The 14489-nt window shown below is 65.0% G+C and carries 12 protein-coding genes; 1 reads left to right on the top strand and 11 read right to left on the bottom strand.

Translation table 11 applies throughout. The annotated features are described in order from the left end of the window. The 11 genes from ACTS2Z_RS09860 to ACTS2Z_RS09810 all read right to left on the bottom strand — a co-directional run. On the bottom strand, nt 1-956 hold a 956-nt coding region (locus ACTS2Z_RS09860), incomplete at its 3' end, for a flagellar biosynthesis-like protein (FlhF) (RefSeq protein WP_442573042.1). A 14-nt stretch (nt 957-970) separates the two neighbouring features. Further along, entirely contained in the window at nt 971-3082 is a 2112-nt protein-coding gene (gene flhA / locus ACTS2Z_RS09855) for a flagellar biosynthesis protein FlhA (RefSeq protein WP_442573041.1), read from the bottom strand. 148 nt (nt 3083-3230) lie between these two features. After that, on the bottom strand, nt 3231-4589 hold the full coding sequence (gene flbD / locus ACTS2Z_RS09850; protein ID WP_442573040.1) for a sigma-54-dependent transcriptional regulator FlbD: 1359 nt from the start codon (nt 4587-4589) through the stop codon (nt 3231-3233). Nucleotides 4590-4630: 41 nt separating this feature from the next. Next, nucleotides 4631-5002 (bottom strand): flagellar motor switch protein FliN, encoded by a 372-nt coding sequence (fliN, locus tag ACTS2Z_RS09845; RefSeq protein ID WP_442573039.1) that lies wholly within the window; start codon nt 5000-5002, stop codon nt 4631-4633. Then, nucleotides 4995-5678 carry a FliH/SctL family protein gene (locus tag ACTS2Z_RS09840; RefSeq protein ID WP_442573038.1) on the bottom strand — a complete coding sequence of 228 codons (684 nt, stop codon included), beginning with the start codon at nt 5676-5678 and terminating at the stop codon, nt 4995-4997. The genes fliN and ACTS2Z_RS09840 overlap by 8 nt, the downstream gene beginning before the upstream one ends. A gap of 1 nt (nt 5679) precedes the next feature. Further along, entirely contained in the window at nt 5680-6714 is a 1035-nt protein-coding gene (gene fliG / locus ACTS2Z_RS09835; RefSeq protein ID WP_442573037.1) for a flagellar motor switch protein FliG, read from the bottom strand. Between the two features lie 3 nt (nt 6715-6717). Continuing rightward, a complete protein-coding gene (gene fliF, locus ACTS2Z_RS09830; protein ID WP_442573036.1) occupies nt 6718-8355 on the bottom strand; it encodes a flagellar basal-body MS-ring/collar protein FliF in 1638 nt (545 codons plus the stop codon). Between the two features lie 189 nt (nt 8356-8544). Beyond that, the gene (gene sciP, locus ACTS2Z_RS09825) at nt 8545-8817 is read right to left on the bottom strand and encodes a CtrA inhibitor SciP (RefSeq protein ID WP_442573035.1); all 273 of its coding nucleotides are present in this window, start codon (nt 8815-8817) and stop codon (nt 8545-8547) included. A gap of 386 nt (nt 8818-9203) precedes the next feature. Further along, nucleotides 9204-10598 carry a flagellar hook-basal body complex protein gene (locus tag ACTS2Z_RS09820; protein ID WP_442573034.1) on the bottom strand — a complete coding sequence of 465 codons (1395 nt, stop codon included), beginning with the start codon at nt 10596-10598 and terminating at the stop codon, nt 9204-9206. 61 nt (nt 10599-10659) lie between these two features. Further along, nucleotides 10660-11433 carry a flagellar hook assembly protein FlgD gene (locus ACTS2Z_RS09815; RefSeq protein ID WP_442573033.1) on the bottom strand — a complete coding sequence of 258 codons (774 nt, stop codon included), beginning with the start codon at nt 11431-11433 and terminating at the stop codon, nt 10660-10662. Between the two features lie 4 nt (nt 11434-11437). After that, nucleotides 11438-13060, bottom strand: a complete 1623-nt coding sequence (locus tag ACTS2Z_RS09810; RefSeq protein WP_442573032.1) for a flagellar hook-length control protein FliK — start codon at nt 13058-13060, stop codon at nt 11438-11440. A 581-nt stretch (nt 13061-13641) separates the two neighbouring features. Between ACTS2Z_RS09810 and ACTS2Z_RS09805 the strand changes: the two genes are divergently transcribed. Beyond that, nucleotides 13642-14489: FlgK family flagellar hook-associated protein (locus tag ACTS2Z_RS09805; protein WP_442573031.1), on the top strand; the 848-nt coding region annotated here is incomplete at its 3' end.

The raw sequence follows: 14489 nt of genomic DNA, 5'->3' as shown, positions 1-14489 counted from the left end.
TCAAGCAGGGCGCGGGCAAGGCGCAAGGGCGTGGCTGGCGCCAGGCCCGATCCGATAAAGGGTGATGCAGCAATATGGGCGTAGGAAAGGCCTGCCTCTCCGGCGGCCAGAAGCGCGCCCATGCGCCGTGCGATGTCAAGGCGGGTAAAGATCACCCGCGCGGCTCCGATAGAGGTGAAAAGGGCGGCGGAATCCTCCGCGTCGGCGGGTATCTGGCCGGCCTCCATCACCACCACGATTTCTGCATCGGCGGTTGCCGCCAGATAGGTCAGGCTTTCCAGTGCATCGAGGTCGAACGGGTTCACCCCGCCGGTATCGATGAAGACCGGACGCCCGCCCGCGCCGTCCAGAACCAGGTCCAGCTCGCGCGCACCCGGTGCCGGTTCGAAATCTAGGTGCAGCGCCTTGGCATAGGTCTGCATCTGGGCGGCGGCTCCGGCGCGCTGGTCTGCGGACACCAGCAGAGGGTTGATCCCTTGTGCCACGGCCCGCGCGGCAAGGCGCGCCATGACGGATGACTTTCCGGCACCTGGTGCTCCGGCAAAAAGGATGGGGCGCGACGGGTCTGGCTCGACCGGGTGAACGGCGTAGCGCGCGTCCAGCGCACGGGCGAGCGTTGCGGTCGGCTCGCCATCTTCCAGGCTGATGGCTGCGTCCATGATCGCCTCGGCGGCGCTGTCAGGCACTTGATGCCAGGCGAGCGCGCGGGCGATGCGCGTCAGGCCGTCAGCGCTGTCTCCGCGTCCGCGTGCCCGCTCGGCATCACGCCTGCGGCTCGCGGTCTGCGGCGTGTCGGTGGCGGGCTGGACAGCGCCTTCCTCGGCGGCAGCGCGCACGCTCACCGCGCCGTCATCCTGCTGCTGGGTGGCGATGATGATCGCGTCCGGGCCCAGCTCGCGGCGCACCTGTGCCATGGCTTCGCTCATCGAAGCGGCGGTGAAGGTGCGCAGGCGCATGGCTCATGCCCTCCCTAGATTGCGCCGACGGTTTTCAGCCGGGCGCTGGGGTGGATTTCATTCTGGCTCATGACAACGGTGGACGGGCGGAATCGCTCGGTCAGCGAGCGCACATAGGGCCGGATAGCCGGGCTCGTCAGCAGGACCGGAACATCGCCGGAAGCGCCGGCCCGGTCGAAGGCATCGCGCACGGCGGCCACGAAATCGCGCAGGCGCGTCGGGGCAAGGGCGAGCTGGCGGCGATCGCCGTCGCCGATCATCGCCTCGGCAAAAGCCTGTTCCCATTGAGGCGAGAGGCTCAGCACGGGCAGGGCGCCATCGGGGCCGCGATTGGCAAAGCAGAGCTGGCGGGCAAGGCGCGTGCGCACATGTTCGGTGATGGCATCCAGGTTTTGCGTGGCGCCGGAGGCCTCGGCTATGCCTTCGATGATCCCGGCAAGGTCCCGGATGGAGACACGCTCTTTCAGCAGGTTCTGCAGGACGCGCTGAATGCCCGCACGAGTGATCTGGCCGGGTGTGATGTCGTCGACGAGCTTCTTGTGTTCCTTGGAGAGGCCGTCGAGCAGTTTTTCGACCTCCGAGTAGGAGAGCAGGTCGGCCAGGTGCTCGCGCAGCAGCTCAGTCAGGTGCGTGACCAGCACGGCAGCCGGGTCGACAATCGTATAGCCACGGAACGTGGCTTCCTCGCGCGCGCCTTCCTCTACCCAGGTGGCAGGCAGGCCGAAGGCAGGCTCCTTCACATGGGTGCCGGGCATGGTGACCTGCTGGCCGGCCGGGTCCATCACCAGGAGGTGGCGCATTTTCAGCTGGCCGGAGCCCGCCTCCATCTCCTTGATGCGGATGACATAGTCTTCCGCCGTGAGTTGCAGATTGTCGATAATGCGCACGCTCGGCAGGATGAAGCCGGTATCCTGCGCCAGATTGCGGCGCAGCGCCTTGATCTGGTCGGTCAGGCGGCGTCCCTCGACATCATTGATCAGGGGCAGGAGCGCGTAGCCCAGTTCGATCTTCAGCTCGTCGATGTGCAGGGATTCCTCGATGGGCGCTTCGGCGGGCTGGCGCGCCGCCGCTGCTTCGGTTTCGAGACTGGCTGCGGTGCGCTCGGCGGTCTCCACCTTCCGCCGGTTCATGATGAAGGCGACGCCGCCCGCAGCCGCCGCAAGCACCGCAAACGGAATCAGCGGCATGCCCGGCAAGAGGCCGATGGCGATGGCAGATGCGGCCACCATCGACATGGAGGTCGGGTTGGCGGCGAGCTGGCCGAACACGGCCTTGTCCGCTTCGCCTTCAACCCCTGCCTTGGATACAAGAAGACCGGCGGCGAGCGAGACGATCAGGGCAGGGATCTGGGAGACCAGACCGTCACCAATGGTCAGGGTGGAATAGGTCGAGGCGGCATCACCGAACGCCATGCCGGATTGTGCCACGCCGATAATCATGCCCCCGATCAGATTGATCGAGGTAATCAGGATGCCGGCCACTGCGTCGCCGCGTACGAATTTCGAGGCACCGTCCATGGCGCCGAAGAAGTTGGACTTGTCTTCCAGCTCCTGGCGACGTGCGCGTGCCTCGTCCTCGGTGATAAGACCGGCGGAGAGGTCGGCATCAATGGCCATCTGCTTGCCGGGCATGGCATCCAGCGTGAAGCGCGCGGCCACTTCCGCGATACGGCCCGAACCCTTGGTGATGACGATGAAGTTCACGATCACCAGGATGATGAAAACAATGATCCCGATGACGAAATTGCCCTGCATCACGAAGGCGCCAAACGCCTGGATGATGTCACCGGCGGCCGCAGTGCCCTGATGGCCTTCCGACAGGATCAGGCGCGTGGAGGCGACGTTCAGGCCGAGCCTCAACATGGTCGCGATCAAGAGGATGGCTGGAAAGGCGGTGAACTCCAGCGGAGTGCGGATGAACAGCGCCGTCATCAGGATCAGCACGGAAAAGCAGATCGAGACCGCCAGCGAAATGTCCAGCAATGCCCGCGGCATCGGCAGGATCAGCATGACGAGGATTGCCAGCACGCCGATGGCCATGGCGACATCGCCGCGCGCCAGCCTCTGGCCGATCTTGCGCCAGTCGAGGCCTGCAGATGCTGCGCTGTTTGCAGGTGTGTCAGCCACGGGACTTTCTGTCCTTTTTCCATTCCTGTCTCCCCCCGCTTGCGGGGAGAGTGGCCCGAAGGGCCAAGGGAGGCGATTTGAAACTCCCCCCTTCCGTCAGTCGCGCTGACACCTCCCTCGCAAGCGGGGGAGGAGATCAACTTTCGCCTTATGCCGCCCCGGCGCGGTTCTCGCCCGGTGCAGGCACCGAAATGCCCTGATCGGTGTAGAGCTTCAGCTTGTTGCGCAGGGTGCGGATCGAGATGCCGAGAATGTTCGCGGCATGGGTGCGGTTGCCGAGGCAATGGTCGAGCGTGTCGAGGATCAGGTCCTGTTCCACTTCTGCAACCGTGCGTCCGACCATGTGATGGGCCGCATCGGCAGCCTCTGCCGCCTGACGGGCGACACCGCCTCCGCTCTGGAAGGCTGACCCGTCGGGCGCGCGGATGGCATCAGGTCCGATCTCGGTCCCTGAGGCCAGCAGCACCGCGCGGTGCATCGCGTTTTCCAGCTCACGCACATTGCCCGCCCAGTTGCGCGTGGTGATCTGCAGCTTGGCAGCCTCATTGAGCGGGCGAGCCGGCAGGCCATTGGCGGCGGCGTATTTCTTCAAGAAGTGATCAGCCAGCGCCAGTGCGTCCTCGGGACGGTCGCGCAAGGGCGGGATGGCAAGGTTCACCACGTTGAGGCGGAAGAGCAGGTCTTCGCGGAAATCGCCATCACGCACGGCCTTTTGCAGGTCGCGGTTGGAGGTGGCGATGACGCGGATATTCACCTTTACCGGGGCCGTGCCGCCGACGCGGTCGATCTCGCGTTCCTGCAGCGCGCGCAGGAGCTTGGCCTGCAGGCGGGTATCCATCTCGGAAATCTCGTCGAGCAGCAGCGTGCCGCCATCGGCTTCCTCGAACTTGCCGACCCGGCGGGCCACGGCGCCAGTGAAGGCGCCTTTCTCGTGGCCGAAGAGTTCCGATTCCAGCAGGTTTTCAGGGATGGCCGCACAGTTGACCGAGACGAAGGGTTTCGCCGCCCGCTTCGACTTGCGGTGCAGATAGCGCGCCATGACTTCCTTGCCGACGCCGCTTTCCCCGGTGATGAGCACCGAGGCGTCCGACGGGGCGATGCGGTTGGCAAGCTCGACCACCGACAGCATGGAGCCGTCGCGGGCGATCATCGGACGCTCGTCATCGCTGACGGCTTCCAGCACGGCAGCCATCAGCTCGGCGTCGGCGGGCAGGGGAATGAATTCCTTCGCGCCTGCGCGAATGGCGCCGGCAGCGGCATCGGGGCGCGCATTCACGCCGCAGGCGACGACCGGAACCGTGATGCGCTCGGCGGCATTGGCCGCAATGAAGGCGCCGATATCGAGGTTCACATCGACCATGACCAGATCGGCCCCGCGCCCGGAGCGCAGATAGGCGGTGGCCTGTGCAGGCGTGTCGACCTGCGCAACCTTCGCGCCGCGATCCATCGCCATTTTCGTGGCGGTGCCCGATTGTCCTCCGAGCGAGCCGACAATGAGTACACGCATGGCTCAGGGCCTCCTTGTGAATTGCATTCGGACAGTGCGCGTCATGCTGCGTCTCCGTCCTTGATGATTTCGGTCATGGTCACGCCCAGGCGGTCATCGACCACGACGACCTCGCCGCGCGCGACAAGGCGGTTGTTGACGTAAATGTCGATCGCCTCGCCGACCTTGCGGTCCAGCTCCAGTACCGAGCCGGAGGTGAGCTTCAGAAGCGAGTTCACATCGATATGGGTCTTGCCCAGCACGGCCGAGATATTGACCGGCACGTCATAGACCGGCGCCAGATCGACCGCGGTGCGGATCGCCTCGTCAATCAGGGACTGGGAGGGCAATTGTGCTGCGCCATCATCACCGTGCGTGGCTGCGCCCTGTCCGGAGTTCAGGTCGGGCAGGTCCAGATCGGTTGAATCAGCCATGATTGCGTTCCTTCAGAGGCTCGGCTTCGGCAGGTATCGTATCGGAGGTGCGCGCTTCGGCGGGGGTGGCGAGCCAGCGCTCGACCAGCTCGACAATGCGTGCCTCGATGTCGGAAGCGGTGCGTTCCACAGACCCGGATCGCCACTCGAGGACACAATCACCGACAGAAATCTCGTCATCGGCGCGCACGATGACCGCGCCTTCAAGGCCCAGTCTTTCAGCTTCCGCGTAGAGGCGCTCGGCGATGGGATCTGCGAGCGCAGGCGTTACCCGTACCGCGATGCGCGGCTCGGCGCGCAGATCGTCCATGATCGAGCGGGCACATTCCAGAATGGTTTCCTCGCCATGGGCGGCAAGGGCGGCGCCCGCGATCTGGCGGGCGGCAGCGACGGCCAGGCGCGCCGCATCCGCGCGCATCGCTTCGGATTCGGCATCCATGCGGGCCAGAATGGCCTGTATGCGCCCGGTCAGGGCTTTCAGGGCTTCGGCGGTCGCCCGCGCAGCCTCGGCGCTCTCGGTCTTCAGGGCCTTGCTGGCGGCTGCCTCGGCGCGCTCTTCGGCCTCCGACAGGGTGAGCATGCGCTTCACCCGCTCGCCATCGCGCAGAACGGTGCCGTCTGCGGCGAAGACGCGGTCAAAGGCAAAGGGTGTGTGGCGCGTGGTCACAATCGTCATCCTAGTAGATCAGCTCGTCATCACCGCCGCCTTCGGCGATGAGGATTTCACCCTTGGCGGCGAGGTCCTTGGCGGTGTTGACCATGGCCTGCTGGGCCTGATCGACATCCTTCAGGCGTACCGGGCCCATGGTCTGCATGTCCTCGCGCAGGATCTTGGCTGCACGTTCGGACATGTTGGAGAAGAAGAGGTCGCGCAGCGTGTCGGACGCGCCTTTGAGCGCCAGGCCCAGCTGGTCTTTGTTAACCGCGCGCAGCAAGGTCTGGATGCCTTGCGGGTCCAGCTTGCCGAGGTCTTCGAAGACGAACATGAGCGAGCGGATCTTCTCGGCGCTGTCGCGGCTACGTTCTTCCAGTGCGGCGAGGAAACGGTTCTCGGTCTGGCGGTCGAAATTGTTGAAGATGTCAGCCATCATCTCGTGGCTGTCCTGCTTGGACGTGCGCGCCAGATTGCTCATGAACTCGTTACGCAAGGTCAGCTCGATCTTGTCGAGAATCTCGCGCTGGACCGGCTCCATGCGCAGCATGCGCTGGACGACCTCGAGGGCGAAGTCCTCTGGCAGGGCCGACAGCACCCGGGCCGCGTGATCGGACTTCACCTTGGAGAGCACGACCGCAACTGTTTGCGGGTATTCGTTCTTGAGATAGTTGGCCAAAACCATCTCGTTCACATTGCCGAGCTTGTCCCACATCGTGCGGCCGGCCGGACCGCGCAATTCCTCCATGATGGCTTCCACCCGGTCTTCGGGCAGGAAGCTCATGAGGAGGCGATGGGTGCGTTCGACCGAGCCGGAGATCGAACCTGTAGCCGACATGGAGCCGACAAAGTCGACGATCAGCTTCTCCACCGCCTGGGAGGAGACATTGCCGAGCGAGGCCATGGCCTGGGAGACGATGCGGATTTCCTCCTCGTCCATCATCTCCCACAGAGCGGCCTGCTCCTCGCCCAGCGCCATGAGAATGACGGCGGCCTTTTCCGGACCTTCGAGGGCGGACGGATCGTCGATCAGCTTGCGTTTGGGGACAGCAGCAACCATCACCTAGCTCTCATGCATCCAGGTGCGCAGTATCGCCATTGACTCGTCGGGATGACGTTCCACCAGCGAGGACACCTTCTTCACGGAAGACTTCTTCACCTGGCCGTCGATGTGCGCGATGTCGATTGTCTCGTCGCCATCACCGGAATCGGGCAGGGCGAGCTGGCCATCACTTGAGTGACCGATGGCGGCCTGGCGGGCCTGCATGGGCAGGGCCTGCGTGCCGCCGCCGGCACCTGCGGCGGCGAGGGCTGGCGCCGGGCCGCTGATGGCGCCCTTGATCAGGGGACGGGCCACCAGGAACACGATCAGCAGCGCCGTAATGAACAGGACCGCAATCTCGGCAATGCGCAAGATGTCTGCGGGGTTGAGCGAGAAGCCGGACGGAGCCGGCGTGCCGACATCGAGGTCAGGGCGGGAGAAGCGGAGCTGTGCCACCTCGATGACGTCGCCGCGGCTTTCATCGAGACCGGCAGCGACGGCGGCCAGCTGGCGGATGCGCGCGATTTCCTCTTCGCTGCGCGGCGTGAAGACCAGGCTTCCATCCTCGGCGCGCGACATCACCTCATCGACAACGACAGAGACAGAGAGCCGCTCAATGGCGCCTGCCTCGACAATGCGGGTGGTGGTGGTGGAGGAATTGAGGAAGTTCTCCACGCGCACATTGCGGCCCGTTTCGGCCATGGCGGCGTTCTCGGCTTCGGCGGCGCCGGCATCCTCGGGCAGGTTCTCGCTGACGGAAACCGCGCCGCGATTGCCGCCCGCCGGTTCACGGGTGAATTCCTCGGTGGCCTCGCGGCCTGCGCGCACCTGACCCTCCGGGTCATAGGTCTGGCTGCTTTCGGTCAGGCTTTCGCGGCTGAGATTGGCGGTCACGACGACGCGGGCCGCGCCCGCGCCCACAACGCCTTCAACGACATCGCGTACGCGGTCGCGCAGTTCGGATTCCAGGCCGGAACGGCGCCCTTCAAGCGCGGCGCTGGTGACAGAGCCATCTTCCGACGGGCTTGCCAGCAGGCGTCCGCGATCGTCGGCGATGGTGATGCGCCCGGCGGCGAGGCCCGGCACGGCGGTGGCGACAAGATCGCGCACGGTGGCGATCTGTTCGGGCGTGATATTGCCGCGAAGGGTCAGGATGACCGACGCAGACGGGTCCTGCACCTGCTGGGAGAACAGGCGGCGTTCGGGCAGCACAAGATGGACGCGCGAGGCGGTTACGACACCGATCGTGTTGATGGTGCGGGCCAGCTCGCCCTCGAGGGCGCGCTTGGCGTTGATGTTCTGCACAAAGCTCGTCGTGCCGAGCGCGTCGGTCTCGTCGAAAATCTCGTAGCCGACAGAGCCGAAGCCCAGCGCGCCGCCTTGTGCGACGCGCAGGCGGGCCTCATCGACCTGCTGGCGGTCGACAAAGACGGCGGTGCCGCCCTCGCGCAGGGAATAGGTGATATTGGCCTGGCTGAGCCGTTCGGTGACGGCGGCCGCGTCCTGCGGTTCAAGGCCTGAATAGAGCAGCGCCTCACGCGATCCGTTCATGCTCATCGTGAACATGACGAGCGCGGCGGCTGCACCAATGGTCAGGCCGAAAATGGCCGTCAGGCGGCCGACACCAAATTTTGCAAGCTGTTCGAATAACGCGTTCACGGTCGGAAAAGCCTTGCCCCTCTGGCCAGCGCGGGCGATGCGCCGGCTGGTAGGCAAGTTTTTCCCACTGACCGTGTAAACGACTACTTAACGTAGCTTACCAAAACCCAGCCCCGCCTGTGGAAAGGCAATGCCCGCCCGCGACTTTTCGCGGAACCGGCCCCGCGGATGCGGGGGAGGACACGAGATCTAGTGCCGGTAGTCCTGGATGCGCGTGGTGCGAAGCCCGGCAAGGCCATGGCGTTCGATGGCGCGTTGCCAGCCGAGGAATTCCTCGACCGTCAGGCGATAGCGCTCGCAGGCATCATCAAGGCTGATCAGGCCGCCGCGCACCGCAGCCACGACTTCGGCCTTGCGGCGGATAACCCAGCGCTTGGTGTTGGCTGCTGGCAGGTCAGCCACGGTGAGCGGGCTACCGTCCGGCCCGATCACGTAGTTTTCTTTTTTGATACGACGTTCCATCCAACCCGGTCCTTCCACCTAACAGGCGCTCTTGATGGCGCTCTTGATGGGACCGTTATAGCGATGACGTTTTAACGTCGGCCTAAACGTATTGGTAAATCTTTTACAAATCAGCAATTTAGAAATGATTCATCCCGGACGGGCTTTTTCCCGGTCCTCCCCCACATCCGTGGGGCCGGTTCGGGCAAAAGTGCCCGGCGCGCGTGATCTTTAGCTGCGCAGCCCATCCGGGCTGCGATGTTCCGCGCACGAGCGCGGACGGCCCTTGGCCTTGCGGGCGGCCAGAGGCCGCCCGAAATGCGCGGATGCGCCGAGCACTAATGAAACAAGCGCCCCCGCGGAGCCGGTGCGCCGTCAGGCGCACTCGGCGTGAGCGAGAATTAGATCTACCGCTTCATTTGGATGGCTTCGGCCATCATCTCGTCGGCGGTTGTAATGATCCGGGAGGATGCCGAATAGGCCCGCTGGGTGATGATCAGGTTGGAAAACTCGGTCGCTATGTCGACATTCGAGTTCTCCAGAGCCTTCGGCGCGATACGGCCCGATGCGCCTGCGCCGGGAATGTTCAGCGTGAAGGCGCCGGATTCCGGCGTGACGAAGAAAGCCGAGCCGCCGGCGGTGGCCAGGCCGTTCGGGTTGGCAACGGTCGCGACCGGAACCTGATAGATCTGACGGACAACACCGTTGGTGAAGCGTGCCGACACAAAGCCCTGGGAGTCGACATCGACGCTGGAGAAGGCACCGAAGATGGCGCCGTTCACGCGGGTCGAGTTCAGGGTTGAGGGGCTGTCATACTGGGTGATGCCGCCCGGCGTGCCAGCCGCGCCCAGATCGAGCTGGATGCTCTGGGCACCAATGCCGGTTGCGCTCGCCCACTGGAAGTCGTTGGCGCCGAGCGCGGCGGCGTTGTCCGAACCCAGGAAGTTCAGTGTCGAGGGCAAGGTGGTGTTGGCCACATCGATCTGGCCGTCCGTGTTGAAGGCAAGGACGCCGGTCGCGATCTGGCCGGAGTTGAGACCGGCGCCGGTCGTGATGTCGGCGGCCGGATCGATATGCAGCTCGGCATGCCATTCATTGGCATTGGTGGATTTGAGCAGGGACAGGGTGACAGAGCGCACACCGCCCTGGCTGTCATAGATCTGGATGGTGCGCTGGAAGTCTGGCGTCACGTTGCCGGACGCCATGTTGGTCGCGGGCGCAGTGGCATCATAAGTGGCGGCCGCAGCGGACACTTCCTGGCTTGCCTGCAGGTTCGCGTTGATGCGCACCGACGAGGTTGCCTCGGCGGCACCGCCGATATTGGAGAGGTTGATCGCCTCGAGCTGGTCAAGGTTGGACGGGTTGGCGTTGACCGTGCCGTCGGCCTGCACCGGCCAGCCATAGAGATACATGCCGGCAGCGTTGCGCAGGAAGCCGGAGGAGTCCGTCTCGAAATTGCCCGAGCGGGTGAACAGGACCGGATCGAACCCGGTGGCATTCTGGGAGTTGGGGCGCACCACGAAGAAGCCGTTGCCGTCGATTGCCAGCGAGGTGGAGGAGCTGGCCGGGTTCAGAAGGCCGCTCGTCGAGACATCCAGCTTGGAGAGGGTCGAGGTGCCGCCAGCGGCGTAGCGGACATCGCCCGCGCCGGAGGTCAGCGAGTAGTTTGGGAAGAAGTTCGTGTTCACGCGCTTGTAGCCGACCGTGTTCACGTTCGCGATATTGTCGGAAATCCCCGCCAGGGCCGAAGAGTTGGAGATGAGGCCGGATGCGCCGGCCGCCAGGGCTGAATTGAGGCTCATTGTCTTTGCTCCTGTTTCTTTTCTTTATCCGGAACGATGCAAGGTGTGGGGATCAGCGGCGTCATGCCGCCAGACCCGGTTCGGTTTCGTCGTCGTCTGAAGCGTCGCCGCCATCGGCAGGGTCGGTGGGTGCAGGTTCGGCGACCGGCGCGTCGGGCAGTTCGCGCAGGCGGATGATGCGAGAGGCCGGCACCAGCATGCCGCCAACTTCCACAATCGCCTGGCCATCTGTCAGCTCGACACCCGTCACCCGCCCGCCAACGCTGACGGGCGTGTCGGAAATGCGTTCGCCAGCGGAGTCGAAGGCCACCACTTCAAGGTTATAGACACCGTCAGGCAGGGTATTGCCCTGCTGGTCGGTGCCATCCCAGACGAGGCGGTGTTCGCCTGGGCTGGTCTGGCCGGTGATCGTGCCAACTGTCGCGCCTTGCGCATTGGTGATGACAAGCTGGGTCGAGCTCGCTTCCTGCGGCAGCTCGTAGGACCATTCCGCGCTGCCTTCGCTGAGCATGGAGCCATTGGTCTCAACGAGCGCGTACTTGCCGATATAGTCGACACTGGAGAGCTGGGCGAGTGCGGCCTGAACGTTCAGAAGGGCCTGAATGGCCTGCGTGGACTGGATCTGCTGCTCGACGGACGAGAACTGGACAAGCTGCGAGACGAACTCCTGTGATTCCATCGGGCTCAGCGGATCCTGGTTCTGGAGCTGCGAGGTCAGCAAGGTCAGGAAGGTGTCGAAATTGTCCGCCAGCCCCTCTGCCGAGGAAGCGGTGTTGGTCTGGTTGACGCTGCTGGCCGCGGCCTGCGCCTGCGCGATCGGGTTCAGGTCGGTCATGGCATCAGATCCTCAGGTCCAGGCTGGTGCGGCCCGCCAACGCGAAGCCGTAACGGCTGGTAATGGCAGGGGCGGCATTCGTGATGTTCAGGGTCTCGGCAGTGCCGGATGACGGGTCATTTTCGCCTGATTGACCGGCAGTGAACTCGCGGTCATCGGCGCTGTTCTCGTTCAGGGAAAACCCGATCCCGTTCTCGCCGAGGTCAAGACCGGCCTCGGCCAGTGCGCGCTCCAGCTCGCGGGCATTGCGCTGCAACTCGGCGAGAGCTTCGGGCTTTTCGGCGGTCAGCATGGCCTGCACGGAGCGGTCAGCGCCGATCTCCAGACGGATGCGGACCTGTCCCAGCTCTGGCGGATCAAGGCGGATGTCAAAGCTGCGCCCGCCATCGGCAAAGCGCCGGGCGATCATCTGCCCGAGATCGGCTGCATGGCCGGGCGTCATGCGCAAATGAGGCGGCAGATTGGCGGCGCGCGAGGCTTGCGCTGCGGCGCTCTCACTGCGGCCGGGCAGGGATGATCCGCTCTCCAGACGAATATCGCCGCCTTCGCTTTCCATGCCGCCAGTCGCGATATCCTGAACCGGATTCCCGCCAGCCACCGCCTGCTGTGACTGCAGCAATGTCTGCGGCAGGGTCTGGGCTGGTGATGGCAGCGTCGGCGTGTTCGTAGCGGCAGCGTTTGGCGCCTGCGCTGCAGGTGCCCCGCTCGTTGCACGCCCCTCCTTCGCGTTCAGCCCAGCCTTCGCGGCGGCAGCGCTGTCTTTGGCGGACGTCTCGCCGCGCGTTTCGCCGCGCTCAAGCTCGCGCCGGAAAGCGGCAAGGCCGGGCTCCTCGCCGTCAGCGGCTTGCGGATTGCCGGTCATTTCGGCGTTCGCATCAGCCGGACCGGCAGGTGTGGCTGCGGGCTGCGCGGCAGGCTGGGGTGAAGCGGGTTGTACGGGAGCCGGCTGGGGTGAAGGGGGCTGAGTGGCGCCCGCTTGCGGCGTGGCCTTGGCGTCGGAGGCCGGTTTTGCAGGCGTAGCTGGCTCCGTGCCGGGTTCAGCGCTCGCGGCCGGGCTGGTGGCCATGTCCTGCGCCGGGGGTGATGCAGGCTGAGCCGTCTGATCGCTTTTGACCGTTTCACCGGATGGCTGACCGGAAATTGCTGGCATTCCGGTTGCGGCAGCGCTGCCGGTGTCCTCACCCTGGGCTCCAGCTTCCGCCACCGGCGACGTGTCGTCCGTGACAGGCCTGTCTGCCTGCGCCTCGGGCTGGGGGTCTGAATCGTTTGCGGCTTCGGGGGCTTCTTCGCCTTCCACCGGCGCAGAAACTTTCTCGCCAGTGGCTGACGATTGCGCGTCGGGCTGCGGTTCGGCCAAAGGCTCTGCGGTTTCCCCGGTCGCGGGGATTGCGGTCGTATCCGGCAGCGCCTTGCCAGTCTCAGGCTCTGGCGCGCGGGTCGTGCCGGACTGGGTGCGCTGCGGCGACTTGCCAGACGGGTTGGCACTCGCATTGGCACTGGCGCCCGCAAGCAGCGCGTCGAAATCCCCCGCGCCGTCATTCGCAGCAGCCGCCGGTTGTGCGCCAGCGGCACCCCGGTTGGCCGGAGCGCTGAACAGCGGATCGGAAATGGCAGAGCCGGGCAGCATGGGCGCAGCACGTCCTCAGACAGGAGCCAGAAATCTCGGGATTTGCGCGCATTTTGCGGCGGGCGGCGTTTCATGCCCTTCAGGCACGGCCGGTCAGGGTGCTGCCTTCAATCTTCATGCCAAGTCCGGGCTGACACAAAATCCAATTAAAACAATGGGAAGCCGGGTCCATCCTTCGGGCGAAGACCTGCCGGGCGGCAAAAATTCCCCGGTGGATGGGCCGAGTCTTGCCGGGCAGGGCACACCCGGCCCTGCCTTTCCTGTCTGACCTTCCTTGTATCCGCTCGGCCGGTTCAGGCCAGGAGTCAGGGGCGCGGTCGCGCTTTATCCGCAGGCCGTTCGCCAGTCTGGCCCGGCTTTTGCCCCTTGGCTTGCAGGCCGCGCTTGGGCCTTGAGGCTGCGCGCGTGGTATTTGGAGATATTAGGTTCGTAATATCAATGGCTTGTTCTGAAGCAGGATTGGCAGGCGGCGTGCTCCGTATCAGCCCTTCTACCGGCAGGAATTGCCGCCGGGCGGCGAGTCTTGCCTATGAAGCAGCGGCTCGCCCTGCCGGAGCCGGTGTCCCTGAAGGAGGCCCGTCATGGCGCTGAACGGCATTCTCGGCAATGCGATGTCGGGCATCCAGGCCAGCCAGCTCGGGATGCGGACGGTCTCCAACAATATCGCCAACGTCAACACGCCTGGCTATGCGCGCACCAGTGTCGACCTGATTGCCCGTTCGGCGGGCGGGATGGGCATGGGCGTGCAGGTGGCCGGCATTTCGCGCGTGGCCGATGTGTTCCTGCAGGCCGCATCGCTGCGGGCAGGCTCGGATGCCTCGCGTGCGACCGCGAGCGCCAGCATTCTTGACCGTATCCAGACCCAGTTCGGCGCCACCAATGATGCAGGCTCTCTTTATGGCCGCCTGGTGCGGGCATTCGAGTCCATCGGTTCGGCAGCGGTTGACCCTGCAGAGCGCGTGGCTCGCCTGTCCGCCGCCTCCGATCTGCAATCCTTCTTCGACGAGGCATCACGCCTGTCAGCCGAAGTGCGCGCCCTGCGCGATGAGGCGGACCGGCGTCTGGGTGATGGGGTGGAAAGGGTCAATGCCATCCTCTCCGAATTGCAATCGCTGAATACCCAGGCCCAGACCCTCAATGCATCGGGATCGGATTCCACCGGTGTCACGAACCGTCAATCCGAACTGCTCGACGAGCTGTCCGGGCTGATGGACATTCGTGCCGAGGTGCAGCCCGATGGCCGCCTCTTCGTGCGCACGGACAATGGCGCAGCCCTGCTGGACAATTCCCGGCTGGAGCTACGCTACATCCCGGCCGGAACCGGCGCCTACGGGGCCGATTACGGGCGCATCACGGCGGTTGTTTCCTCCTCCGCCGCGACGCTCGACATGACGAGCGCCATCCGCTCGGGCGAGCTTCGCGCGCTCAT

The organism is Glycocaulis sp. (assembly GCF_052168375.1).
Lineage (GTDB): Bacteria > Pseudomonadota > Alphaproteobacteria > Caulobacterales > Maricaulaceae > Glycocaulis.
The sequence above is the reverse complement of the archived record's forward strand: the minus strand, read 5'-3'. Positions and strand labels throughout refer to the sequence as shown.